This window comes from Cyclobacterium lianum (assembly GCF_900143075.1).
GTDB lineage: Bacteria > Bacteroidota > Bacteroidia > Cytophagales > Cyclobacteriaceae > Cyclobacterium > Cyclobacterium lianum.
The window spans coordinates 107,683-132,960 of record NZ_FRCY01000004.1; the positions used below are offsets into that span (position 1 = coordinate 107,683).

At 45.2% G+C, this 25,278-nt stretch carries 20 protein-coding genes; 13 read left to right on the top strand and 7 right to left on the bottom strand.

Annotation, left to right across the window (positions count from 1 at the left end; translation table 11 throughout):
* Window positions 1-89 precede the first annotated feature (89 nt).
* Both BUB19_RS07315 and BUB19_RS07320 read right to left on the bottom strand, forming a co-directional pair.
* Window positions 90-2,312 carry an outer membrane protein assembly factor BamB family protein gene (locus BUB19_RS07315; RefSeq protein ID WP_073093897.1) on the bottom strand — a complete coding sequence of 741 codons (2,223 nt, stop codon included), beginning with the start codon at window positions 2,310-2,312 and terminating at the stop codon, window positions 90-92.
* A 67-nt stretch (window positions 2,313-2,379) separates the two neighbouring features.
* Window positions 2,380-4,182 carry a PQQ-dependent sugar dehydrogenase gene (locus tag BUB19_RS07320; protein WP_084097096.1) on the bottom strand — a complete coding sequence of 601 codons (1,803 nt, stop codon included), beginning with the start codon at window positions 4,180-4,182 and terminating at the stop codon, window positions 2,380-2,382.
* Window positions 4,183-5,101: 919 nt separating this feature from the next.
* Between BUB19_RS07320 and BUB19_RS07325 the strand changes: the two genes are divergently transcribed.
* From BUB19_RS07325 to BUB19_RS07365, 9 genes are all read left to right on the top strand, one after another.
* Window positions 5,102-5,470, top strand: coding sequence for an endonuclease domain-containing protein (locus BUB19_RS07325; protein WP_245802795.1), 369 nt, complete (start codon window positions 5,102-5,104; stop codon window positions 5,468-5,470).
* A gap of 375 nt (window positions 5,471-5,845) precedes the next feature.
* Window positions 5,846-6,817, top strand: a complete 972-nt coding sequence (locus BUB19_RS07330) for a phosphotransferase (RefSeq protein ID WP_073093899.1) — start codon at window positions 5,846-5,848, stop codon at window positions 6,815-6,817.
* A complete protein-coding gene (locus BUB19_RS07335) occupies window positions 6,818-7,690 on the top strand; it encodes a 3'(2'),5'-bisphosphate nucleotidase CysQ family protein (protein ID WP_073093900.1) in 873 nt (290 codons plus the stop codon). It begins immediately after the preceding gene.
* Between the two features lie 213 nt (window positions 7,691-7,903).
* Window positions 7,904-8,428, top strand: a complete 525-nt coding sequence (locus BUB19_RS07340; protein WP_073093901.1) for a DUF6557 family protein — start codon at window positions 7,904-7,906, stop codon at window positions 8,426-8,428.
* 66 nt (window positions 8,429-8,494) lie between these two features.
* Window positions 8,495-9,736, top strand: coding sequence for an alpha/beta hydrolase family protein (locus tag BUB19_RS07345; protein WP_073093902.1), 1,242 nt, complete (start codon window positions 8,495-8,497; stop codon window positions 9,734-9,736).
* Between the two features lie 73 nt (window positions 9,737-9,809).
* The gene (locus BUB19_RS07350; protein ID WP_073093903.1) at window positions 9,810-10,355 is read left to right on the top strand and encodes an antitoxin Xre/MbcA/ParS toxin-binding domain-containing protein; all 546 of its coding nucleotides are present in this window, start codon (window positions 9,810-9,812) and stop codon (window positions 10,353-10,355) included.
* Window positions 10,356-10,357: 2 nt separating this feature from the next.
* Window positions 10,358-10,825, top strand: coding sequence for an RES family NAD+ phosphorylase (locus BUB19_RS07355; protein WP_073093904.1), 468 nt, complete (start codon window positions 10,358-10,360; stop codon window positions 10,823-10,825).
* A 119-nt stretch (window positions 10,826-10,944) separates the two neighbouring features.
* On the top strand, window positions 10,945-11,376 hold the full coding sequence (locus BUB19_RS07360) for a very short patch repair endonuclease (RefSeq protein ID WP_073093905.1): 432 nt from the start codon (window positions 10,945-10,947) through the stop codon (window positions 11,374-11,376).
* A gap of 37 nt (window positions 11,377-11,413) precedes the next feature.
* Entirely contained in the window at window positions 11,414-12,166 is a 753-nt protein-coding gene (locus BUB19_RS07365; RefSeq protein WP_073093906.1) for a TdeIII family type II restriction endonuclease, read from the top strand.
* Here the strand turns inward: BUB19_RS07365 and BUB19_RS07370 are convergent.
* The 3 genes from BUB19_RS07370 to BUB19_RS07380 form a co-directional block, all read right to left on the bottom strand.
* Window positions 12,153-13,553, bottom strand: coding sequence for a DNA cytosine methyltransferase (locus BUB19_RS07370; RefSeq protein ID WP_073093907.1), 1,401 nt, complete (start codon window positions 13,551-13,553; stop codon window positions 12,153-12,155). The two genes, BUB19_RS07365 and BUB19_RS07370, sit on opposite strands and share 14 nt — an antisense overlap.
* A 478-nt stretch (window positions 13,554-14,031) precedes the next feature.
* A complete protein-coding gene (locus BUB19_RS07375; protein WP_073093908.1) occupies window positions 14,032-14,301 on the bottom strand; it encodes a Txe/YoeB family addiction module toxin in 270 nt (89 codons plus the stop codon).
* Window positions 14,301-14,549 carry a type II toxin-antitoxin system Phd/YefM family antitoxin gene (locus BUB19_RS07380; protein WP_073093909.1) on the bottom strand — a complete coding sequence of 83 codons (249 nt, stop codon included), beginning with the start codon at window positions 14,547-14,549 and terminating at the stop codon, window positions 14,301-14,303. The genes BUB19_RS07375 and BUB19_RS07380 overlap by 1 nt, the downstream gene beginning before the upstream one ends.
* A 414-nt stretch (window positions 14,550-14,963) precedes the next feature.
* Here BUB19_RS07380 and BUB19_RS07385 point away from each other — a divergent pair, with 414 nt between their 5' ends.
* The 3 genes from BUB19_RS07385 (at window position 14,964) to BUB19_RS07400 (ending at window position 18,814) form a co-directional block, all read left to right on the top strand.
* Complete coding sequence (locus BUB19_RS07385; RefSeq protein ID WP_073093910.1) at window positions 14,964-16,283, top strand: purple acid phosphatase family protein; 1,320 nt, start codon at window positions 14,964-14,966, stop codon at window positions 16,281-16,283.
* A gap of 445 nt (window positions 16,284-16,728) precedes the next feature.
* The gene (locus BUB19_RS07395; RefSeq protein ID WP_073094215.1) at window positions 16,729-18,147 is read left to right on the top strand and encodes a sensor histidine kinase; all 1,419 of its coding nucleotides are present in this window, start codon (window positions 16,729-16,731) and stop codon (window positions 18,145-18,147) included.
* A gap of 7 nt (window positions 18,148-18,154) precedes the next feature.
* Window positions 18,155-18,814, top strand: coding sequence for a LytR/AlgR family response regulator transcription factor (locus BUB19_RS07400; RefSeq protein ID WP_073093912.1), 660 nt, complete (start codon window positions 18,155-18,157; stop codon window positions 18,812-18,814).
* Window positions 18,815-19,061: 247 nt separating this feature from the next.
* Here BUB19_RS07400 and BUB19_RS07405 read toward each other — a convergent pair whose 3' ends face one another.
* Window positions 19,062-22,283, bottom strand: a complete 3,222-nt coding sequence (locus BUB19_RS07405) for a PVC-type heme-binding CxxCH protein (protein ID WP_143155949.1) — start codon at window positions 22,281-22,283, stop codon at window positions 19,062-19,064.
* 232 nt (window positions 22,284-22,515) lie between these two features.
* On the opposite strand from BUB19_RS07405, the gene BUB19_RS07410 reads away from it, so the two are divergent.
* Window positions 22,516-23,976 (top strand): SLC13 family permease, encoded by a 1,461-nt coding sequence (locus tag BUB19_RS07410; RefSeq protein ID WP_073093913.1) that lies wholly within the window; start codon window positions 22,516-22,518, stop codon window positions 23,974-23,976.
* A gap of 60 nt (window positions 23,977-24,036) precedes the next feature.
* Here BUB19_RS07410 and BUB19_RS07415 read toward each other — a convergent pair whose 3' ends face one another.
* Window positions 24,037-25,248: a tetratricopeptide repeat protein gene (locus BUB19_RS07415; RefSeq protein ID WP_073093914.1), complete on the bottom strand. Its 1,212-nt coding sequence runs from the start codon at window positions 25,246-25,248 to the stop codon at window positions 24,037-24,039.
* Window positions 25,249-25,278 lie beyond the last annotated feature (30 nt).

Here is a 25,278-nt window from a genome sequence, read left to right on the forward strand (position 1 = left end):
GTGCGAAGACTGATCCTTAATATTCCCAAAATATTTCATAAACCACACGGATATGAATTCGATATTTAACGATGCAATTTTGGGGTTTATCAGTCCGGCAATGAAAATGCCATTACCGATCCGGCCGTGTTGCCGGAATTTCCTCCAACAGAAAGTACAATGTACTGCCTGCCGTTCACCTCATAGCTACTGGGATTGGCATTGGCAAAACCCGGTAAATCGATTTCCCAGAGCTTTTCTCCGGTATCCTTATCAAAGGCCCTAAACTTGTTGTCCCTCGTCCCGGCTATAAACACCAGTCCGCCTGCGGTAACAGTAGGTCCGGCAGAACCCGCTTCACCTGTCTCTTGCTCATCAAACTGAAGCTCAGGGTTATTGCCCAGACGAACACTCCAGGCAAAATCCCCGGTATTCAAATCGATGGCATGTAGCATGCCCCAGGGCGGTTTGATACCCGGCCGGCCTTCTGGATCCCTGAAATATCCATAGGCGGTAAGGTTCAGGTATCTCGGTAGGCTGTCTATGGCCTGGTTTTCAGGCGAAGCGCCCTGGTTGTTGTTGATTTCTTTCAACAGGGATGTTTCCCGCCCGGGACGTTCTTTGGTTTGGTTCTCGAAAAGGTAAGCCAGAATAGCCTCTTCCTTTGCTTTGTCTGAAATGACACTGGAGAAACCGGGCATTTTACCTGCTCCCTGTTTGATTTTGGTAAGTACATCTTCCCGGCTCATGCGCCCCTTTAATGCTACCAGGGATGGATTTCCCTGTTCGTCTCCATTCCGGTCCCGGCCATGGCAGCTCAGGCAATAGCTGGTATATATAGACTCTCCCTGTTCATATACAGATTGATCGGTGATGTTACTCTCGGGCTCCACCTTTTTCAGGCGCATGATTTCGGGTGAATCGTTTGACCTGACGTAGAGGAGGCCGGTTTGGGCATCAAAAGCCGCACCTCCCCAGCTAGATCCACCCCGGGAACCGGGAAACTGCAAGGTCCCCTTTACAGATGGAGGGGTAAAAAGCCCTTCATAACGAAGAGACCGGAATACCTGTAGCAAAGAGTCCCTGGATGAAGGCGAATAATCAGCAATGTCTGATTCGTCCAGGTATTGCCGGGCGTAGGGAGCGGGTTTCAGCGGAAAGGGCTGGGTGGGCCAGGCCTCTTCACCGGGAACATCTGAGGCAGGTACGGGCCTTTCCTCTATGGGAAATAAGGATTCACCTGTTTCCCGGTCCAATACATAGAGAAACCCTACTTTGGAAGTCTGAGCTATTGCATCGATTTTACGGCCATTCTGTTCCACTGTAACCAGATTTGGAGGTGCCGGTAAATCGTAGTCCCAGAGGTCGTGGTGTACAGTCTGAAAATGCCAGATGTAGGCCCCTGTTCTGGCATTCACAGCGACTACCGAATTACCAAACAGGTTCATGCCTTTGCGATCTGCGCCGTAGTAATCATAGGTAGGTGATCCTGTTGCAAAAAATACCATCTCCCGGGAAGCGTCCAGGCTTAATCCTCCCCAATTGTTGGCTCCACCGGCATATTTCCATGCTTCGGGTGGCCAGGTGTCATGCCCGACTTCACCTGGCTGTGGGATGGTGTGAAAAGTCCATACCAACTTTCCCGTACGCACGTCATAGGCCCGTACATGGCCAGGCTCGGCGCCGTATAGCTCGGAAACCTCAGTACCGAGTATCAACAAATCTTCGAAAACAATTCCCGGTGAAGTGGGGATTACAGAGATTTTATCGGGGTCGCCCCGCATGCCCTGGTTTAGGTCCACCTTACCTTCATTGCCAAAGCTGGGAATGGGAAGCCCGGTGCCGGCATCAATGGCAAATAATTTATCTCCCCCGGTAAAAAGAATGCGTTTGTCTGCACCGTCCTCCCAATACGTAACTCCCCGTTTGATTCCGCCGCCACGTTCTCCATCGAAGGGATCAAAACTCCATTTTAACCGCCCGGTGCCTGCATGGACGGCGAATAGCCGGCCTCTTGCCGATGTGGTGTAAAGTACCTCCTCAATGACAATCGGGTTGCTCTCGCTGTTTCGCGGTCTGCCCCCGGCAATGGTGTCCATGGGCTCAAAAACCCAGGCCAGGGCAAGCTTAGAGACGTTTTCTTTATTAATCTGATCGAGAGGAGAGTAGCTGCTACTTCCCGGGTCTGCCTTATAGACGCCCCAATTGGAATAGGTATCCTGTTTTTTTTGCTTACAACCACTATTAATGGCAAGCAGTAGCAGGCAAAGCATTAAGCCATTGATGGCCGGATATTTATGCTGCCTGACTTCAGGTAAACTAGCAATTTTCATTTTTTAAACGGGTAATTTGGATTTCCTGGAAAAATACAAAAATTCTGCCCGACTCATGCGTATTTCTCTAATTCACCACCTTCTCTCTGATTATTCTTACCTCGCTCGGGCTGATGGGACTGGCTTTGTTTCCCCATCTGTTTCGGATATAGGAGCTGATGGAAGCTACTGCATGATCGTCCAGGATATTGGCATGCGGAGGCATGTACCCGTTGTAGGTTTTACCACGTACGGTGATTTCGCCTTGTATTCCGTTCAGGATGGAGGCAACGAGGGGCTCAACCTCCCCAAGCACCCGCTCCGATCCGGCCAGTGGTGGGAAGCGGTTATTGTCTCCCTCTCCGTTGCGCTGGTGGCAGGTGGCGCAGTAAGTATTGTAAAGAATTCCTCCTTCCAGCAGTGAACCTTTATCCAGGTTATCTACACCCGCTACCGGTGTCTTGATATAGGTTTTATGGGCGGTTAGCCGCTTCATTTCCTGCAATTGCTTTTCGCCAAATTCTTTTTTGTCTCCTTTGTACATGACCCTCCAGATTTTTCCTTTGTTCGACTCGGACAGGTACAAAGAGCCATCCGGGCCTTCTGCCAGGCCCATGGGACGGTAGCGGGCATCTCCGGTATTTTCTACCGTATCTACCCCGGCAAATCCATCCGCAAAAACTTCCCAGTCACCGGCTTTCCCATCGGCCAGGGGAACAAAGCAAACGATGTATCCGGCCTGCGGGTAAGGTGACCGATCCGTGGATCCGTGAAAGGCGACAAACACCCCCTGTTTATATCGATCGGGGAATTGTCTTCCCTGGTAAAAAAGCAAATCCATGGGAGCCCAGTGGCCGGGGAAGCCAATCACAGGCTCGTCAAATTCCGCTGCCCTGCCTACGATCGTACCATCACCACCGTAGGCCGGGGACAAAACGTTTTTTCCCTGCAACTGATCATAATAAGCATAGGGCCAGCCAAAATCTGCACCTTCCGTTACCTTCACCAATATTTCCGATGGCAGAACCGCTGCCTGCCAGGAGGAGTATAAAGCAGGGTAAAGTGTATGAAAATTGTCTATCCCGTTGACCACAGCATAGAGCTGGTCGTCCAGCGGGCTCCAGGTCATGCCGACGATGCTCCGAAGTCCTGTGGCAAATTTGGTTCCGTCTGCCTGAACCTGACCCTCCCTGCCGGCGTCAAACTTCCAGATGCCGGCATGCATCTCCCGTTCCGGACTGGGATCCAGGCCCTTCCCGCCCGGAATGCCGGTAGGACCATATAGGTCAATGTCCTGTCCTGCATCAGAGGGCGATCCAAAGGGGATGTACATATTCCCCTTTCCGTCAAACGCAGCAGGTTTCGTGGTATGCCAGTTTCTGGCCACATTCGGGTGCGTATCGGTGAGTATCACTTCAGTCCTGCTACCGGGCACCAATTCTCCCGGGCTAAGTTTGTTTCTGAGAACCTGCCGGACCGTACTGGTATAGAGGTATCCATCATAGATAGTAACGCCCACCGCAGAACCGCCCACATCCTCATAGTCGCCAAAGCGAACGAGAGTGTCTGCCTTTCCATCCCCATTGAGGTCCCGCATACCAATGGTGCCTCCCTGCTTGTCCCTGGAGAAGCGGAGTTTGGCATAAATGTCGCCATTGTCGTTGACTGCAATGTGGCGGGTAGGGCCGGCACTGTCGATGACCACCAGGGCTTCAAACCCACCCGGAAGGATCAAACCACCATTATCTGCATCGCTGGCTGGCAATTGCACCTGCTTGTTTTCGCAGGAAACGCTGAAAAGCATTGCCACAATGAGGCTGTAAATCCAAAACAATTGGTTGAAGCCAAAATTCAAATAAACCAATTTGGTTAATCTATATGGGTGGAGCATGATCCTTTGTGAATTTAAAGAAGTAGCAGCATTTTAACGGGTAATTTAACCTTCTTCGGTCTATTTATCGATATTGGTCTTACTATTTTTATACTGAATGATATGTTATTTAGCAGGTGTTCGAAAGGCCTTACCATTGCTCCGCCAGGCTAAATTGACTCAATTCAGTAGACATGCACTAAGGTAAGCAAGTCCTCTTTGGCAAGAGTGCAGCATGTCCCGACCAAAGTCGGAAAGGTTTTTATTAGATTGGTCAAATTTATAATGTATTGAATTACTGATAGTTATGTAAATAAATCCCCCTTGCCCCCTTAAAAGGGGGATTTGGATGCGATTGGGTAGGCGGATAACGTATACCCGTTAAATTTCTCAGACCAGGGTAATAGCATCAAATAAACGATAAAATCTATTTGGCGTAAATCCCATTTGGCAGAAGAAGGCCGTGACTGTTCGGGCCAAAGTCGGGAGTGATTTTTTGGAAAGTTAAAATTCCTAATATATTGATTTATTGATAATTACGTAATCAAATCCCCCTTGCCCCCTTAAAAGGGGGATTTGGATGCGATGGGATAGACGGATAACGTATATCCGTTAGATTTCTTGGACCAGGGTAATAGCATCAAATAAACGATAAAATCTATTTGGCGTAAATCCCATTTGGCAGAGGAAGGCCGTGACTGTTCGGGCCAAAGTCGGGAGTGATTTTTTGGAAAGTTAAAATTCATAATAAATTGATTTATTGATAGGTACGTAATTAAATCCCCCTTTCCAAGGGGGACCAAGGGGGATTTATTACCAAACGGAAAATCGATCGAGAAATATAATTTTAATATCAAACCAATTATTAAAGAAAAAATCCTGGAATTCTAATCCATTATTTTTAAATTAATTCATGCACTTTGTTCCCTACAACAAAAAATTGAAAGAATTCTCCAGAGAATTAAGAGCTCATTCTACCTTATCTGAAGTTTTACTTTGGCAAAAATTACGGGCAAGTCAATTTCGAGGGTATGCTTTTAACAGACAAAAACCTTTGGGAAATTATATTGTAGACTTCTACTGCAGGAAATTGCAATTGGTAATCGAGATTGATGGAGATTGCCATTTTGATGGTGAATCTGTCGTTGAGGATCAAAGCAGACAATTAATTTTGGAAAAAATGGGCTTATGTTTTCTAAGATTTTTGGATAGCGATGTTAAGAAATCTATGCCTTTTGTTCTTCAGGAAATTGGTTCATTCATTGATGACTGGGAAGGTAAAAATGGTGTTCCTAAAACAGGTTTTTGAGGTAGTTGAGATTAAATATTAAAGTTCTCGTTAAAATCCCCCTTGCCCCCTTAAAAAGGGGGAATAGCTGAAATGCTGATTCAAAGCAGATTGTTGCCATTAAAATGGGCTTAGCAAATCCACCGGTTTTTCCAAGCTTATAAATAAATCCCCCTCGCCCCCTTAAAAGGGGGATTTGGATGCGATTGGGTTTGAGGATAACCTATATCCGTTAACTTTCTCAGTCCGGGGAATTAATGCCAAATGAGCCATATTAGGCAATAAGATAAAAATTTCTTTAATTTTATTTTCCGTTAGCCACAGTTAGTAAATAAAGAACAGAGGTTTTTTTCAACCGACACAAGATACCAATAAGTATAAAATTCCAATCAATCCATGCATGCAATAACTACCCAAATTCTTGAATGTACCAGGGCAAAGGCGATCAAAGACAGCGAAGAGGTGCAAAGCTTATGGAGTGGTTATGGATCCATCAAGCGCTATACATTGGAAGGAGGGAAGTATCCCTCGGTAATTGTCAAGCACATACTTTTGCCTGAAAGCGGGAAACACCCAAGAGGCTGGAATACCGATTTGTCCCATGAGCGCAAAGTCAAATCCTATGCTGTGGAAAGCTATTGGTACCGGCATTATGCCTGCTTGTTGGGATCGGAATGTAAAGTGCCCCGATTATTACATGCTGCCGAAGAGGGTAGCAGTCGGCTGCTGGTTATGGAAGATCTCAATGCCCTGGGTTTTCCTGGACGGCTGTCACCTGACACGGTTTCATTGGGAGCAGCGAAAAACTGCCTGACCTGGCTGGCCAGGTTTCATGCCAGGTTCATGCAGGTACCCCCCAAAGGCCTCTGGGAAACAGGCACCTATTGGCATTTGGCCACGCGACCCGATGTATGGAAAAAAATGAAACATATCCCCCTGCAGCAGGCAGCTCCAGCCATCGACCAACGGCTTAATGCAGCTGCTTTCCAGACCCTGGTGCATGGCGACGCCAAGCTGGCCAATTTCTGTTTCGGCCCGGAAGAACAGGTAGCAGCCGTGGATTTTCAGTATGTCGGCAGGGGCTGTGGCATCAAGGATGTGGCTTACTTTATCAGCAGTTGTTTTGCCGAAGAAGCCTGTGAAGCCTATGAAGAGGATTTGCTGGAACATTATTTCAAATCACTTGAAATAAATATGGATAAATATCTTGATTTTCAGTTGGTTAAACAAGAATGGTCCAGGCTCTACAAATTTGCCTGGGCCGATCTGTACCGCTTTCTGGATGGCTGGAGCGCCGGTCATTGGAAACTGCACAGCTATAGCGAGCGCCTTACCCGATCTGTATTGGACGAATTAAATGAACTTTAAATGCTAAACAAAGACATTCTTTCCAACCTTTGCCAAAGCGCCGTTACCGCAAGTATAGAAGCCGGGCAAATGATTCAGTCGCAGGTCAATCAGCCATATAAACATAAAGAAAAGGAGGGAGCACATTCCAGGGCTTCCCAGGTGGTGACCGAGATCGATTTTAAGGCGCAGGAAATTATTTTAGAACATTTGAGGCCAGGTATTCACCAATACGATCTGGGCGTATTGACGGAAGAAGCTGCCGATGATCAATCCCGGTTGTATACCGACTATTTCTGGTGCATTGACCCCCTGGATGGTACCCTGCCTTTTACGGAACAGCGGCCGGGATATGCCGTTTCCATTGCGCTTATTTCTCAATCCGGAGATCCGCTGACCGGCGTGGTCTATGTACCGGATGAAGACCTTTGTTATAGCGCTATTAAAGGTGAAGGTATAGTCGTGAATGGTCAGCCTTTTCAATTAGGAAATTCAAGCAATGAAAACGTTTTGCATATCTATATGGACCGCAGCATGCAATCGGCCGGATATTTTGGCGCCTTAAAAGACCGAATAAAGCAGTGGGCCAAAGCCCAAAATTACGGTGAGGTGGTCTACCACCTTGGTTTTGGTGCTGTCCGGAACGCCCTGGGTGTGTTGTCACACAAGCATGCCTGCTACATTAAATTTCCCAGACCGCAAAGGGGAGGAGGCAGCATCTGGGATTTTGCGGCCACCCGGCTGATTTTTGAGGAGTTAGCCTTACCGGTTTCCAATATGAAAGGTAAAAAACTACATCTCAATAGCCCGGAAACTACTTTTATGCACCGGCAGGGGGTGGTGTATGCGACTACGGAACGCATTGCAGAGATGGTTTTGCGGTTAGAGTTTTAACTTGAATTTCCGTATGCCTTTTTGGAGGCATTTGGTAGCAAATCAACCATGAGTAATCGTCTTAGACTGGTAACAAGGACAAAGTTTTTCTACCTCCCGAGCCCAATTAACCACCCACCTCCTAAAACAGTAGGGCAGTTAGAGTAGGTGGAAAAATTGAGGAGAGGCAGAATAATATAGAATAAAAAGACACAACCTTAAAATAACCCAACCATGACATTCCACGAATTGATTCGAAGGCAACACTGGCTAAGCATTGAAACAGAACTAAATCGGCTTTATCCAGATCAGGAAGAGCAGATCGATGCATATAGAGAGGTGTTCAACCAGCTAATGGAAATGAAACCTGATCCTTCCAGCGATATTGCCATCCGGCTGACTGAAATCAGGGAAGAAGCTGAAAATTATGTGGATGTAGATGGTTACCACGCTGATGGAAGAGTGGATCCGTTTTCTGGAAACGATGGCTTGGCTCTTGAATTTACTCCCTGGGACATTTGGCTTGGCATGAAGGTGGATGAGCGTGCATTTAAGGAGTTTACGGAATTGGAAATCATTGCCCATTGCCTGTATGAAATGACATTTTTCTCTTTTGACCAGGAGGAAATAGCAGAGCAACTTGAAGACCTGAACAAGACTATGGAGGAATTTAAGGATATGACCCCTGAGGAGAAAAGAAGAAACACCAGATCAATGGATGACTTTTTGAGTGGATTAGGCGAGAGGGAAAATGAGTGAATTCGCTTAACTCAATTAAAGAATTTACTCAAGTCTCTTTTTCAACCAATAACGAAAAATTAAGAATTGAATATAAAAAAAACGATTTTAATCGGCTTAGCCCTCTTTCTTTTGCGAGGACTGGTGCTTGCCCAAAAGGGGCTTTCTCTCCCGCCGGATCTACATGGAAAAATTCCCTGGGATTTAGAGACCTTATCTGCCGCCCCCGACTTTACATGGGTAACCCAGGAAGACGATGTCTGGTCGCTGATCTATACCGGTGAAGAATACGAAGGGAAAGTGACGGAGGTATTTGCTTATTATGCCAGCCCGGCTACATTGGGAGAACAAAATCCAGGAACCGGGGAATTTCCCGGCATCGTGCTGGTTCACGGTGGAGGAGGCACAGCCTTTCGGATCTGGGCAAAGGAATGGGCGGAAAGGGGATATGCTGCTATAGCCATGGACCTGAGTGGCAATCAGCCTTTACCTACAAATCAGCAGGACAACCCCTGGGGATCAAAAAGCACCCGGCTAGCTGCCGGAGGCCCCTTGCAGGACGATGAACACAAGTTTTTCCGATTGAATGAAGACTTTACCGCCCAATGGCAATTCCATTCGGTATCGAATATTATCCGGGCCCATTCCCTGATCCGCAGCTTTCCGGAAGTCAATCCGGAGCAAACTGCCATCACAGGCATCAGTTGGGGCGGATACCTAACCAATCTGGTAGCCGGAGTGGATCACCGATTCAGCGCCGCCGTGCCAGTATATGGAGCGGGTTTTCTCCATCAGGGAAGTGCCTGGGACAGTCATTTTGATTCCCTGGGAATCGACGGAACCCAAAAGTGGGTAAGTTTATGGGATCCTTCCCGTTACGTCGGCAATTCAACCGTACCCATGCTGTTTGTCAATGGTACCAACGATTTTGCCTATTTTGTCGAAAACTGGCAGAAAACGGCTAACCTGGCCAGCAATGCGCAATATTCCATGATACCGGAACTGAAACACAGCCATTTGCACGGAGCAGAACCCGGTGAAATTTACCGCTTTATCAGTACCCAACTGGAAAATAAAGCCGAATTTATTAGTTCAATTAAATTAAGCCGAAAGGGGAGTCAGGCCAGGTATTCGATTTCTCCTGCGCCGAAAGAAGTTTACCTGGCATACACCGCAGATGCGAAACGGAGTCCGGAAAGGAACTGGCAACGGATCCCTCTTGATAAGGCCAAAGGTAACGTCACTATTCCTTCAAATGCCAGGCTTTGGTACATCTACTGGGTGGATGAGTCGGGGAATAGAAGGAGTGGGGAGGTTTCAGGCAATTGAAACTCAACACACAAAGTAAAAGATAGAAAAAAGCTTGTTTTAACCCTTCAAATGACATATATTAGGATATCAAATGAAAAAGAACAAGCAATACGAAGCCATTAGGTCTGAAAACCTTTCCGAAATCAGTGATTATGAAAAGCCCTATGGCATTACTGATACATTTGTGGTCAAAAAGGGAGACCAGCAAGTCAGTTATGAGGTCAGGAACGGGTATGGTTATTATTTAAATGGTTTTAAGAGTGCAAAGAGCTTGGCAGAGGTGGCTGGAAAGCTTGAGGATAAGTTGACCTATGCTGAGATTTCCCCGATAATTGATTTTCTGGATCTTAAAATGGTTGATTTGGCCAAGGCAGCCGCAGTTTCCCAAAGCACTGTTTCCAGGTGGTCTGCTGACAGTAAAATCGGCATACCTGGTTCTTACCAGTTTTTTAAAATAGACGAAGTGATCAAAAAGGGAATGGAGATTTTTGGTCGGGAATCCAGCTTAAAATCCTGGATGAATACACCAAATATGGCTTTGGGTCAAGTCAAACCCAGGGATCTATTGGTATCCATGACGGGGATAGACCTGGCGCATGAAGCCATAGATGCCCTTCAGTTCGGAAATGTCATGTAGGCATGTTGACCTATTACCGCATGATGTCGGAAAAATACCACCGGGAGCCTTTTAGCAGTTCTTTGTCAGGAGGAAGGTGGAATCCCAAAGCTTATCCTATGATTTATACCGGCAACTCGGCAGCTCTGGCGGCATTGGATTACCTATGTATCAAAGGTACTTCTACTGCTCTTGAAACGGGGTATGTGGTTATCTATGAAATCCCTGACAGTGAACTGGTTGGTACCCTTGATAAAGAAAGTCTGCCACAGAACTGGGACATGCTGCCACATAACAAAGCAACACAAGATTTTGGCAAACTGTGGCTGGTAGAAAATAGTTTTCCATTTTTAAGGGTTCCATCCGCCAGGTTGCATTTATCTTTTTATCCGGAAGAACACAACCTATTGGTCAACCCCAGGTTCCCTGGTATCCAGGATTTGTTCAAGGTGGTGGATGTCAGGAAGTTTGTTTATAAACTTGGGAATTAGGGAATATCGATCTTTATATGGGTGGAGCACAAATTTGGGATTTGGGTTTATCAGAAGGGAAGGGAGAATGGCAAATGGGTGGGTGGAACTCAATGAACCATGTACGATGTTAATCCCACATGCCAAAAATACTACGTTTCAGTGAACATTTTACCACTACAAAAGAGCGCTCAAAATTAATGAGTAAAATCCGAGGTAAAGATACCAAACCAGAAGTGGCATTACGTAAAGCTCTCTGGGCGAAGGGTATTCGATACCTCAAAAACTATAAAAAGCTGAATGGCAACCCAGATATTTATATTTCAAAGCATAGATTGGCCATCTTTATTGATGGGGAGTTCTGGCATGGATATAAATGGGCTGAGAAGAAGGAGAAGATCAAATCCAACAAAGAGTATTGGATTCCGAAGATAGAGCGTAATATGGCAAGGGATATGGACAACAACCAGCAGCTAGAGTATCTGGGGATTACAGTATTAAGGTTTTGGGAACATGAGATAAAAAAGGACTTGGAGGGATGTGTTAAAAAGGTAATTGGGAAGTTAGGCTAGTTTTTAATAATTTTATGCCTTATTCTAAAATTTGCCGATGACCAATTCAACAAAAGAATCGATAAAGAAACTTTTGCTAAATATCGTTACTGACACTATAATGAGAACAAAAGCCAATTTATTAGGTGACAGGAAACCATTTCACAAAGCATTGTTGGATAATGAAGTTATAAAACTATCATCTTTTGAGAGGTCATTTTCTACAAGCTTTGGCCAAAAGTATGTGGAAGAGATATCTCGGTTGATTGTTGAAGGGACAGGGATTTCTTGTTACAGGCAACATTTGCTAAAGGTAAGTATTTTTCAGGGTGCTGCTGACCAAATAGATACAATAATGGCATATTTAAAGACTAACAGAACCCGCCCTGATTGGAACAGAGAACTTGCAGATATTGCTGCCCATGATAAAGGGCGTACCATTGTAAGAGATGTTATTTCTGACTTATATTTTGAAAGAAACGGAATAAAACATTACTTCTCAATTAAAACTGTAAAGCCCAACCTTGATCAAACCTCTATCGCCAAAAGAGACATGCTATATATAAAGGCTCATAACCCTTTAAATGAACCATATTTTGCCTTATACTATAACCCAACAGGAGAAGGACAAGATGAATATAATTACTCCCAACCCTTCAAATATTTTAATATGAAGCATGATTCATGTGTGCTAATAGGTAAGACCTATTGGGATTTTTTAGGGGGGTTAGGTACCTATGAGGAACTACTGAAGATATTCAATGAGGTGGGCCAAATAACTATAGACCAGGTAAAGTCTATGAAACTTTAAGTATCCGTTGCTGCAGTTTGGAAAATTCTTCTTCCCAGTCCTTATCATTCGTATTTACATAACGAGAATACTTAAAATTATTAAATACGGGAATATTTTCCTTATTCATAGCTTTAATAATCAACTCACCAACAGCCTTTCCAAGGCCCACAGGAACTGCATTCCCTACCTGTTTATACTGCTCAACCAAGCTTCCTGCTATATGCCAGGTGTCAGGGAATTGCTGTAAACGTTTGTATTCTTCAATGCTTAATGGCCTATCCTCCACAGGATGTGCTAGATCGGTTGCGGGCATGGCAGGATGTGTAACGAGGGTAGGTGCCGGTTTGTCCCATGCCAGCCTTCTTAAAAAACCTGTTTTACCACCGCCTAAATAGTAGGATTTTCCTAAAGCCTCCTTTTGGAGGTTTTCCGGGAGGTTTTTCCAATATTGCCCAGGCTGCAAAATCCTGTAATATTTAAGTCGTTTTTCCGGAAAATTAAGATGCTTCATCCCTTTTATCGGCAAGCCCTGCACTGCATCTTCAAAAGTCAACCATTTTGGGAGACCGTAATGTCCTTTTTCAGAATGAGTAGGAAGCAGGTAGGGCAGCTTTTTCCCATCCCGGGAAGCAATAATAATTACCCGCTCTCTTTTTTGTGGAGTTCCAAAATTAGCCGCATTATAAAGGTTAAATGAGACACCATATCCAGAATTCCGCAATACCTCAATTATATGTTTTAACGCTCCACCCTTAATAGGCTCCTCTAAACCATTATCTCTGTTCAGTCTATATGAGGCAGAGAGGATACCACGCACATTCTCAAAAACTGCAAATTTCGGCCTCAACTCAATAATTCTATCTAAAAAAGTGAGGAAAACATTCCCTCTTTCATCTTCAAATCCTTTTCTTCTACCAGCAGTACTAAATGCTTGACAAGGTGGACCTCCGACAATAAGATCAATATCATCATTTTCCGATAGCCCTGCTTTAAACCTTATGTCAGCAGTGTTATGATTTCTTATATCACCAATCAGGGCAATATCAGGTTTATTGTGTACAATGGTTTTTCTACATGCTTTATCTACTTCACAAGCTAATAATGTTTTAAAACCCGCCTTTTCAATACCAAGATCAAGTCCCATAGCACCTGTAAAAAAAGATAATGCTATAGGGGTTTGAAAATTAATGCTCTGCTCAGACGCTGAAACAGTAGTGCCTTTATCATCAGTTTTTCCACAACTATTTTTAGCCATGTAGTTAATCACAAGTTGCTCCTCTAAAATCCATGTATTTCCTACTTTTTCAGCATAAAGCTTATTGTCACGACAAAGGTTACGAACTTGTTGTGGAGTAAGATCAAGTTGTTCAGCTGCTTCTTTAATTGTGATATAGGTACTATCCATACTTTCGAAAAGGAAAATTTAAAGAGTACCCAAATTTATTTGATATTTGTTAAATAGCAAACTATTTTGATTTATTTTTAAGAATTTCGAAAGCAGAAAGCCCGCTGAAAAACCAAAATATCAGGCCAGCATCCGGCCAGGAAGGTTGATGGATTATTTTACCGGTACAAGCTAGACAATCCCTTCCGCAGCCGAAAGTTTGTCTAAAGGCCAGCGTGCTTCCTCTCATGAATCTCTTTTGTCGGTTTGATAGGAATTTCGTAGTATCTTCAATTTATAGGTGTGTTGGTGTATCAAAAATCCGAGCCAATATCCGGTATTGCAGGTTAAACGTCAGTATTGGTTTAATTAAGTTGATTAATGTTTTTATCTATGAAAGAAAGTAATCTCCAAGAGGCCAGAGTAAAAATAAACAAAAACAGGATAATAAGTTATATAATTTATATTATGTTAAATACTAATAATTCCAACCCATCAATTAATAATGAAACCTGCACTGAATAATGGTACACTTCTGGTCCCTCCCTTTTGTTCCTAACACCGCATAAACCAATCGGTGTTCTTTATTGATACGCCTGGACCAATATCCTCTATAATTGCCTTTAAGTGCTTCGGGTTTGCCTTCCCCCTTGAAAGGATCTCTTATGATTCCTTTAATTAAGCTGTTGATTTTTTTTGTTATATCCGGGTCGGACATAACCCAATACTGGTAATCTTCCCAGCCATGTGGCGTAAACTCTATGTTCATCAAAGTTTAAAAGGAACTGATTTCCCGTCTTTATGCTGTTGGATTGATTCATCCAGACGTTCCCTATTCGCCTTGGTTGACATCAGGTGAAGGGTTTCGTTGATCGAGTTGTACTCCTCCTCTGATATCATTACCACTGCATGCTGACCACTTTTTCTGGGAACGATAATCGTTCCTGAATCCTTGGATACGTAGTCAAGATGCCTTTTCATGGACTTACGCAATTCGGTCATTGTTATGGTTTTCATTGGAAAAGTATTTTTTTACAAATGTACATAATTATGTAACGTATTGTGGCAAAATTAGGTGCTTGATTTTAAATAAAGAATCAATTTTGTAACTTTCCTTGTCTAGCCCTTATTTATTATTTTCTTTCCGGTAAAGGAACCCCTCTCAAAAATTGCTTTCGAACGAATACCTACTTATGTCGTAGTATTTGTAATAAAAAGTCTGCACCAGCGGTGCCATCTCCCCCATCCTATTGCGGTTTTTAACTAACAGGAACGTTGATTAAGTATCAATCTATTTCCAGTACTAAATGGATAAAAACGAAAAAATATCTGCTATAATCATTCGAAATTAGAAAGGATAGCCCTTTTTAATACGCTCCAAATAGCCACTTTTTCCCATTTCCGGTATATTTACCAAATAACAACTAATCCATGCAAAGCCGTCTTAGCCCCCAACTTTGGTTACGCTTTCTTACCGGTCAACTGCTGACCCTTTGCCTCTGTGCAGCTGCCCTGGCCCAAACTGAGCCTGCTGCCATCCTCCTTACCTGGCAACAAGACCCCACCACTACCATCAGCATCGACTGGCATACCCTTCCCGAAAGTGAAGCTCAGGAAACCCTTTCCTACCGCTCTTCAGGCAGCACCGAGTGGAAGACCGCTCAGGCCCAATCCTTTCCATTCCCTTATTCTGAACGTCAAATCCACCGTATCGAGTTGACCGGCTTGCACCCAAATTCAAACTATGAATTTCGTGTAGGGGAATTTCAACGGGTCTACTCTTTTCGCACCCTGCCAGCCAAAAATGACAGAGCTCTCCGCTTTTCCGCCGGAGGAGATACCTCTCACGGAGCACTATTCCGCCAGATGAACCGCGCCGTGATGCAATACGACCCGGATTTTATCGTCTGGGGCGGAGATCTGGCCTATGCCAACGGCAACAAGGAAAATGTGGACCTTTGGTACCAATGGTTTGATGGAATCCGGGAAACACTGATTACCGAAGACGGACGCGTGGTCCCCATTGTGGTAGGTCTGGGTAACCACGATGTCATCAATCACCACTACCCGGCCTCGGAAAGCAATATCGACAAAGGAATGGGCATGCCCGCCTTTATAGCCAAAGTGAAACAAGGAGAAATGGAAGAACCGACCGATGCCATGCGCCTGGAAAAAGCACCCTTTTTCTATCCCCTCTTTGCTTTTCCCGGTCAACCCGGCTACGGAGTGCTGGATATTGGGGATTACCTCAGCCTGATCATCCTGGACAGTTCGCACAGTAATCTGATCAGCGGTACCCAAACGGACTGGCTGGAAAAGACCCTGCAAAGCAGGCAGGACCGGCCTCACCTGCTTCCTGTGTACCATAAACCGGCTTTTCCCTCAGGTCGGGTGGAGCCCGGAGGAAAACGAGTTCAATTCTGGTCAGAGGAAGTGCTGGATAACTGGATTCCTCTATTTGAGGAACATGGGGTCCGGGTCGCATTTGAAAACGACGACCATACCTACAAGCGGAGTTATCCCATAAGAAACAATGCCATCCATCCTAACGGAATCGTCTACCTGGGTGACGGTTCCTGGGGAGTGGAAAAAAAGAAGCCTAAAACCCCGGAAGAAGTCTGGTACCTGTCAAAATCCGCCGAGGAAAACTCTGCCATTATTGTTACCCTCCATGGACCTCACCAACATTTCCTGATGATCAACGAAACCGGCAAGATCATCGACGAATGCCCGGAAACAGTAAAACAGTAAAGATCATTCCCTAAATTAGTGGCTGTTCAACCCCTCCCGGGGTTGGGAATATTCAAAAACTTTGCCAGCCCTGGGTTGACACCCAGGGTTATTACTGTTCAGGCCCTTCAGGCCTTTTACCTACCCTAAATGGTAAACCCTTAAATTCCATCCCTCATTTCCCCCATTTCGTCACATAAATTTGATGGAAGGCTCATTGTGGTTTATTCTTGTGTTAAAATTATTGCTTCCTGAATCGTCCGGAAAGAAAGGGCCAAATTCAATAAGCCAGACAATTACCATGAGCAAAGCCACAAAGAGAACCTATATAGCACTGCTACTTGCCGGTTTACTATACAATATCTACCTGACCTGTGGAGCATGTAAAACGTCTAATCAAAAAATCCCGATTCAAACTGAGTTCAGCGTATTTGGGATAAACTTTAATTTTTAAATGGAATACAAAATGAAAAACAAACCTTTAGCATTTCAGGAAATAGAATGGTGGACCGTTACTTTCGTTTTTTTGATTACAGTCCTGGTCAATATTCTCAGTTCCGGCAGTATGCATCACCAGTACAACTATGGCCCCGCTATAGGAAATTTTGCCAAGGTGACCATTCCCATCATCCTCTTCGCTGTTTTTTACCTGATGCATCGGGTTTTGATACCCAGGTACCGGGAGAATTCCCGTAAGTGGCCATTTATCGGCTATAGCCTGTTGATATTTCTGGTCTCCTACGTGCTTGTCACCATGATAGCGGCCGGCACAGGCATTATCCAGCCGCCTTTTACGCCATTTTATTTTACCATTATGGCCTTATACCTGAGTTACCTGATATGGGTACGGTTGATCAGGCAAGCGTTCCTTCCCCCAAAGAGGAAGGACTACCTTACCTATAACCTGTTGCGCCTGTGCAGCATTTTCTTCTTTGTGATCCTGATGTTGTTCCAATTTGACTTTTTGGTATCAGAAGATATTTCGGTAGCTTTGGCCCTTTTTCTTCCGGCATCTGTATTGGTCTTGCTTTACAACTACTTTTTGATCTACAGGAATCGCCTGCGGGGGAAAAAACGTGCTGCATTATGGTTCAATATCCTTTTGATCCTTATTTTTCCAGGATTTCTGTTATTTGCAGGACTGCTAAACCAGGAGCCGGTACTGGTCTTTTTCGGTCTGGGTGCGGGATTGGTCATTCAGTTGGTAGCCTTACCCCTCTCCGACCTGGTCTTTGAAAAGTATTTTGGGATGAAGGGAAAAATTGAAAACCTCAGCCATCAGGTGGATCGTGGCTCGGCCGACCTGCGTTTTCTCAAGTCGCAGATCAATCCGCATTTTCTTTTCAATGCCCTGAATACCTTGTATGGTACGGCATTGACGGAACAGGCGGAAAAGACCTCAGACGGCATTCAAAAGCTCGGGGACATGATGCGCTTCATGCTGCACGAAAACCAACAGGATAAAATCCCCCTTCGCCGGGAAATCGACTACCTGCGCAACTACCTGGACCTGCAGATGCTGCGCTTTAAAAATGAAGATAATCCCGAAATAAGTATTAAATTGAACGATGAGTCTTGTGAAGGAACAATTGCACCGATGCTGCTCATACCTTTTGTCGAAAACGCCTTTAAACATGGCATCAGTACCAAAAATGAATCCTGGATCCGGATCAACCTGCGTTGCCTTGCCGGTTCGGTGCACCTGGACGTGGTCAATTCCATTCATCCGCCCAAAACACTTAAAGATCCGAAAGAGGAATCCGGAATCGGACTGGACAATGTACGCAAGCGACTTCAGGTACTTTATCCTGAACGCTACAAGCTGAGCATCGTGGCCAATGATACGGAGCATTTTGTTCATTTTTCCCTACAGCTAAACCCTTGATATTTTGATGATTACCGCAATCGCAATTGATGACGAACGAATGGCCCTGGAGGTAGTCAGGTCTCATGCTGCGAAGGTACCCTTTCTGGAACTGCAGCAGGTTTTTTTGGATGCCATTTCTGGTCTCGAGTACCAGAAGACCCGGCCGGTAGATCTTGTATTGCTGGATATCAACATGCCGGATCTCTCCGGAATCGACCTGGCTGAAATGCTACAGAATGAAACCATGGTGATCTTTACCACGGCCTATTCGGAGTATGCGGTCAAGGGATTTGAACTCAATGCCCTGGATTACCTGCTAAAACCATTTTCCCTGAGCCGCTTTTTGAAAGCCTGCCAAAAAGCACAGGAATGGAAACAATTACAGCCTTCCGAAATAAATGGCCATGTATTTGTAAAAACAGCTGAAGGGCAGATCAGGATCAACTTTTCAGAATTATTTTTTTGTGAGGCCATGGGCAATTACGTCACCCTGCACCTGGAAGATGAAAAGATAATTTCCCGCATGACTTTCAAGGAGCTGGAAAAGTTGCTTCCCTCCTTTTTTATCCGGACTCACCGTTCTTTTTTGGTCAATAAGAACCGGATCGAAAAAATTGAAAAACACCAGGTACAGATCGGAGACCACAGGGTTCCCGTAAGCCTGTCTTATACCCTCTCGTTGTAATTTTTCTTTAACGGAGAGCGTAACTCCGCTTAATTCCTATTTATTAACTAGTTTGCAAGGGTAAAAAGTGGTTGTAAAGCCACACGTAATTAAGTCCCTCTTTTTAAGCCGGATTTGATTTCGGTTGAATTTCCAGGTCGGATATTATTTGTGATGTGTTAATGGCCTTTTACAAGCCTTCTGCTAACTCAAAAAAAAAAGCCAGCCCCAATTAAGAAGCTGGCAGTTGCCTTAAATTTTTCACATCTTACTCTCCCGCTTCCATAGGATGCTCCTGCAGCAGTTCCGCAGGGGAATAAAATCCTTCTTTTGCTTTGGTCGCTTCCCTGACTTCAGCCACTTTTTCGGGTTTGATAGGGGAAGATTCGTTGCCGAAGCTATTCCTTACATAGGTTGCCACTGCGGCCACTTCCTTATCATTAAGCATACCGGCGTAGGGTGTCATGGGTACCTGTCCGGGATATTCTTTACCCAGCACTTCGATAGGACCCATCAAGCCGTTAAGGATGATTTTTACCAGGCGTTCCTCACTTCCGTTTACCCATTTGGTGCCTGCCAGTGGGGGAAATCCTGAGGCGCTCAGCCCTTTTCCGTCAGGCTGGTGACAGGTAATACAAAACCCTTCCCTACTGTAGATGGCTTTACCCATTTGAAACAGCGTCAGGTCTTCTCCCTTCAGCCTGCTATTGGAGGGTTTTTCCTCTTGTGCAGCTTCCTGAAAGACGATACTTCCATCCGGATTCACGACCATATTGCTGACCGACATGCCGTTCAGGTGAGCGAGGGCGGTCTCGAACGGCTTTTGCATCCACATATCTTTCGGATGCTCATCGGCTACTTCCAGTATGGCCAGGCCATCTTCTTTGTCCAGCCAGGAGGCCGCTACGATGGCTTCCAGCCGAACCCTTCCGTGGGGGTCTGCAGCTGCTTTTTTCAGCATTTCTACCTGATCGGCTACCTGATGACCGGTATAGCGTAAAATCCTAGCTACTGCTGCCCTTACCCTGTGGTCGTCAGAAGCAAACAATGTCTTCATCAAATCCTCGTCCACCTGATTCAAGCCCCAACTCACCCAAAGCGCTTCGAGCAGGTGGTGCTCATAACGGGGATCGTTGGGATCTAAGGAGGCCGTCCAGTCCTTCATCTTTTCCAGCACTTCTGCCTGGTCCCTGCCCCGTAGTTCGGCGCGGGTGCGGTAGCGAGCCCTGAATTCAGGTAATTTCAGGTTATCCAGCAATGTTTCGATGCTGGCCCCATCGATCTGCGGAGGAGTCACCAAAGGTCTGGATGGATAGGTGATCCGGTAAATTCTACCATGTACGTGGTCGCGGAGCGGATCCCTTGCGTTGTGTTGCATGTGACCTACCAGGATATTGTGCCAATCTACAAAATACAAAGAACCATCGGGAGCAAATTCCATGTCCACCGGACGGAAATTGCGGTCATCACTACGGATAAGATCTACGCGGTGCTCGCTGTCATAACCAGTACCGTCTTCCATCATCTTGTGCATCTTCATGCCCAGGAAGCCAATGGTATTGTTGATCAGCAAATCCCCCTGTACATCTTCGGGAAAGTGCCGGCTCGAAACAAATTCAAGACCAGAGGTAGGCCGTACCCTATGGGCATCCTCGATCAGGTTAGGCCCTTTATGGGTACCTTCACCGTACCGGGGTTTGATGGAGCCAGGCATCATCCAGCGTACATCTGGACCAGAGGTTTCTGCAAAGAAGTTTTGTCCCCATTCGTCGAAGGCAATACCCCATGGATTAGGGATGGGAAGCTGAGCGGTTCGTTCCAGATGCATCCGGGCAGGATTGTATCGGTAAAAGCCACCGTTTGTTCCCCGAACCGGCCCGTACGGCGTCTCTACATTGGTATGTAAAAACACACCTTCTCCCATGTAGATTGCTCCGGAAGGATCGGCTACGAAGGCAGAAATATTGTGGTGCGTATCGTGGTCATCGAATCCGCTCAGCAAAATTTGTCGTTCCTCGGCATAATCATCCCCATCCTTATCCTTAAGGATGATCAGGTTGGTACCTTGGGATAAATAGACGCCTTCTTCGGCAATTTCCATCCCGATGGGCAGGTGCAGGCTGTCTGCAAACACCGTCTGCTTATCGGCTTTGCCATCGTTATTGGTGTCTTCCAGGATCAGGATTTTGTCATTGGGTTTTGGATCTCCTGGCTTGTAATGGGGATAGCTGGGCATCACAGCCACCCATAGCCTTCCTTTGGTATCAAAGGTCATCTGTACCGGATTGGCCAGGTCCGGAAATTCGGATTCAGAGGCAAATAGTTCCACCTGATAGCCTTCAGCCACTTCAAACTTTTCCAGTGCATCTTCGCCATACAGGTATTCCAGGTCTCCATTTTTCTCCGGGTTGTAATTGGTCTCTACCTGAGGAAGTTCAATGGTATTTTCATCTGCCGCCGCCAAATCAAAGCTTTCACCTTGACTTACACTCCAAATGGCCTGATCGCGGTTATCGGTCATCTGGCGGATTTTCTGTAGTTCGTAGGGGTAATTGTCGGGGCCAAAGGGATTGTATCTCCTGCCGAAAACGTGAACACCATTTGGTATTTTGTAATCGTTGTGCCACATCCAGTTTTTCTCAAATACTGCCGCACGAATGGCCTCACGCCTGTCTTCTGCCACCGCCTCGTCTTTTCCAAACAACTTGTTGGTGAGAAATTCGCTGAATTTTTTGTAGCCCTCTTCAGTAAGCTGAAAGCCGTCGATGGTAAGATAGGCATCCTCATCGGCATACCAGGATTTGGAGGGTTCAAAAGCGTCCACAAATAACACCTCATTGGCCGCTGCTATTTCCTGCATCGCCTCGGTATACAATTTTAGATTCTGGTTTTCCGTTTCTCCGTTGGGAAGGTCAAAATCTCCACTCAGGTTTTCAAAAGCGATGGGGGAAACAAGTGCCAATTGCGGCGCTTCCTCTCCATTGTAAATCGTATTTTTGGTATGGCTGATAAACGCTTCCAGCTCATTTTTATAATCCTCCAGCCCCTCCTGGCCCTCAAAGGACTCGTTATAGCCAAAAAACCCTACGATGATATCTGCTTCGTGTTTGTTGATCCATTCGTCCGGAGACTCAAAATGTCCCTCACTGCCTGAATTGGTGGCCAATTCATCCTGAAATTCTTCTGCTCCCGGGAAGGCCCAGGGAGAAACCCTTCCCGCATGGGGTCTGAAACCGGGGGTATCTCCCGCATCACACATGTTTCTGATGTACAACAGAGAATCCGGATAACGAACATGCATTTCTGTCTCAAAATGACCAAAATTCATCATCCTGGAACCAAGGTTATTTCCTACTAAAATAATATGGTCACCTTTTCGCAATTCCAGTTTGGGCCCTTCAGGTCCGCATTGAAAAGCCAAAAAAGAAACCAGCACAAGGATAAGTGTGGTGTAAATTCGTTTTGCCGGGTTTAATTTAAATGGGATCATTGATATTTTTATAAGTGATGACAATGCATTTTCTCCAATAATACTACAATTTTCCAAATATTCTTAAATAAAGTGATTAGAGCGGTGATTTCTGTCCTGCACTGTCCTGTGTCGTCCACCAATGGAAATATTTCCCTTCACAAGCGCGGGAGGATATACCCTCCAGGTTTCCGTGCAAAAAAAATTTTTGATTTCCATGATTTATGGCTATTCTTAAATTTTAATTCCTGCTATGCAAACACAAAAAATCGGCTTATTATTAGGTCCGGCGATCTTCTTCGGTATTTATCTTACTGCCGCTCCCGAAGGCTTATCAACTTCCGGACATGCTTTATTGGCGGTCACTTTCTGGATTGCCATCTGGTGGATCACAGAAGCTATCCCCATCGCAGCAACTGCGCTTTTGCCGTTGGTTTTGTTTCCTTTTACCGGCATTATGGGGATCACTCCTACCGCCGAACCCTACTCAGATCCAATGGTTTTGTTGTATATGGGAGGCTTTATGATTGCAGTGAGTATAGAAAAGTGGAACCTGCACAAGCGGATTGCGCTGAAAATCATTTCCTATCTGGGTACAGACCTGAAAAGGATAATCCTGGGTTTTATGGTAGCCACCGCTTTTTTGTCAATGTGGATCTCAAATACCGCTACCTCTCTCATGATGCTGCCCATCGCCATTGCTGTGGTCGTTCAAATCAGCCAGTCCAATGAGTCCGTCAAAACGACTCTGGGCCAGGCCCTGATGCTGGGAATCGCTTATAGTGCCTCTATCGGCGGCCTGTCTACCATTATCGGAACGCCTACCAATATCATTTTGGTGGGTGTAATACAAAACACCTATGGTGTAGAGATTAGCTTTGGGGAATGGATGATGGTAGGTTTGCCCATTTCACTGGCTTTGTTGTTTGTTTGCTGGTACTACCTGGTAAACCGGGCGTTTGTTTTTCCGAAATCGCTGAAATTCTCAGGTGGAAAAGAGGAGATCAGCCGGCTATTGGAACTGCTTGGCCCCATCAGCAAACAGGAGAAGCGGGTTTTGTGGGTTTTCCTGCTCGTCAGTTTTTCCTGGATCAGCCGAAGCTTTATTTTACAGGATTGGATTCCGGCGCTAAACGATACCATCATCGCCCTGGTGGGGGTACTGCTGTTGTTTGTTATTCCTGCAGGAAATGATAAAAAGGAGCAATTACTTGACTGGAATGTAGCCGAAAAAATTCCCTGGGGCATTTTGATCCTATTCGGGGGCGGACTGGCTTTGGCAAAAGGTTTTCAGGAAACCGGACTTGCCAATTGGATAGGCGAACAGTTTATCCTGCTGCAAAATGTACCATTCTGGATCTTTTTATTGTTCATTATCGCAGCAGTCAACTTTTTAACTGAAATCACCTCCAACGTAGCGACCGCGTCCATGTTGCTGCCCATATTGTCTGCTGTGGCTCTGGCCATGGGTGTACATCCTTATGGTCTTATGGTTGCCGCTACCATGTCTGCATCCTGTGCCTTTATGCTACCCGTGGCTACCCCTCCCAATGCGGTGGTATTTGGATCAGGGTACCTGACCATACCCGTCATGATGAAAACCGGTTTTGCGCTCAACCTATTATCGATTTTGCTGATTCTGGTACTTACCCTATTTTATTTTCCCTGGGCATGGGATTTTGCCCTCATGGAATTTCCGCTCGAGTGGAAATAAAAAGGGCTTTCAGCCTAAGCCGAAAGCCCTAAAATCATAATCGGATTGATTATCCGATAATTATCTGGTCAACCAGTCTTCTCCCAGTTTTTCTGTAAGCATTTGGTTGTATTCTTCCGCCTTGGCTTCATTCTTCAAACGCGTATGGATCTGGAATAAAATTTCCATAATGTCCGTATTATCGGGTTGTAATTCAGAAGCTTTGGTGAAGTATGGCAGCGCTTCTTCGTACAGGCTGTCCGCTTCAGCCAGCATACTGTCAGACTTTTCTTCCCATTCCTCATCAGAAAGGTTGTTTACCTCTGTGATGATATTTCTGGCTTTATCCAGATAAATGGCACCTGCATAATAGTTGCCTTCAAAAAATTCCGGATCTGCTTCTACCGTTCTCTTGTATTCCTGAAGCGCACCTTCCATATCGCCTGAACTTTCTTTCAGGTACCCATATCGCAATCTGATGGCCGGATTATCCGGATCAGTTTCCAAAGCCTTTTCTATAGAAGCCATGGCTTCATCCATTTTATCCAATTGTAGCAACAATTGAATTTCGAATTCTGCCAGACCTTTGTCGTCCGGATATTCTTCTCTGGCTTGTTTTGCTATTCTATATGCTTCCTCTGGATCCTTGTCTTCTGCACTTGCAATCTGGATCAGAAAATAATAGGCATTTAATTTATCATACTCCTCAATCTCCAGCAATTTGGTAAAATACTTCTTCGCTGCATCTGTATTGCCTATCATGTTGGCCGTGTAACCAGCGTTAAAAACAATTGAGGTATCTTTGGGGTCCAAATCGGCGGCAAGAGAGAAAAACTCAAATGAAAGCTCCATATCTTCCTCTTCGTATTTTTCTATCGCTTTGTTAAAAGAGGCATTCTTCAGGCGGTATACCCCTTCACCCTGCAGATTGGCAGGCAAATCAGGAATGACCTCCTTGAAGAGATCTTTACTTACCTTGCTGGTGGAGTCCATTTCTTCCATCTCAAAAGTCGTCATAAAACTGCTTTCTGCTTCTCTTCCCAATGCTACCGTCTCCTGCGTGTTGGAAGAATCGGCTTCAAACATCTGGGTTTCAATTTTACCCTTGATGAAATAGGTTTCCGACTGGCTACCCGTTTCTTCATCATTTATAGCAGTTTTGATATCTGAATAGGCTTCTTCGATATTGCCTCTTCTTAAATTTCTTTCGGCTGAGCGGACTACCTTTTTTTGTGCAAAGGCAATTGTAGCAGCTATGCTCAACAAAGCCAACGATAAAATTAACTTTTTCATGTTACGAGTATGGTTCTAATTTGGTTATAA

Coding starts and splice junctions, on each gene's coding strand:
- BUB19_RS07315 (WP_073093897.1), bottom strand. CDS start 2,312: ATGAAAATTGCTAGTTTACCTGAAGTCAGGCAGCATAAATATCCGGCC.
- BUB19_RS07320 (WP_084097096.1), bottom strand. CDS start 4,182: ATGCTCCACCCATATAGATTAACCAAATTGGTTTATTTGAATTTTGGC.
- BUB19_RS07330 (WP_073093899.1), top strand. CDS start 5,846: ATGCATGCAATAACTACCCAAATTCTTGAATGTACCAGGGCAAAGGCG.
- BUB19_RS07335 (WP_073093900.1), top strand. CDS start 6,818: ATGCTAAACAAAGACATTCTTTCCAACCTTTGCCAAAGCGCCGTTACC.
- BUB19_RS07340 (WP_073093901.1), top strand. CDS start 7,904: ATGACATTCCACGAATTGATTCGAAGGCAACACTGGCTAAGCATTGAA.
- BUB19_RS07350 (WP_073093903.1), top strand. CDS start 9,810: ATGAAAAAGAACAAGCAATACGAAGCCATTAGGTCTGAAAACCTTTCC.
- BUB19_RS07355 (WP_073093904.1), top strand. CDS start 10,358: ATGTTGACCTATTACCGCATGATGTCGGAAAAATACCACCGGGAGCCT.
- BUB19_RS07360 (WP_073093905.1), top strand. CDS start 10,945: ATGCCAAAAATACTACGTTTCAGTGAACATTTTACCACTACAAAAGAG.
- BUB19_RS07365 (WP_073093906.1), top strand. CDS start 11,414: ATGACCAATTCAACAAAAGAATCGATAAAGAAACTTTTGCTAAATATC.
- BUB19_RS07370 (WP_073093907.1), bottom strand. CDS start 13,553: ATGGATAGTACCTATATCACAATTAAAGAAGCAGCTGAACAACTTGAT.
- BUB19_RS07375 (WP_073093908.1), bottom strand. CDS start 14,301: ATGAACATAGAGTTTACGCCACATGGCTGGGAAGATTACCAGTATTGG.
- BUB19_RS07380 (WP_073093909.1), bottom strand. CDS start 14,549: ATGAAAACCATAACAATGACCGAATTGCGTAAGTCCATGAAAAGGCAT.
- BUB19_RS07385 (WP_073093910.1), top strand. CDS start 14,964: ATGCAAAGCCGTCTTAGCCCCCAACTTTGGTTACGCTTTCTTACCGGT.
- BUB19_RS07395 (WP_073094215.1), top strand. CDS start 16,729: ATGAAAAACAAACCTTTAGCATTTCAGGAAATAGAATGGTGGACCGTT.
- BUB19_RS07400 (WP_073093912.1), top strand. CDS start 18,155: ATGATTACCGCAATCGCAATTGATGACGAACGAATGGCCCTGGAGGTA.
- BUB19_RS07405 (WP_143155949.1), bottom strand. CDS start 22,283: ATGATCCCATTTAAATTAAACCCGGCAAAACGAATTTACACCACACTT.
- BUB19_RS07410 (WP_073093913.1), top strand. CDS start 22,516: ATGCAAACACAAAAAATCGGCTTATTATTAGGTCCGGCGATCTTCTTC.
- BUB19_RS07415 (WP_073093914.1), bottom strand. CDS start 25,248: ATGAAAAAGTTAATTTTATCGTTGGCTTTGTTGAGCATAGCTGCTACA.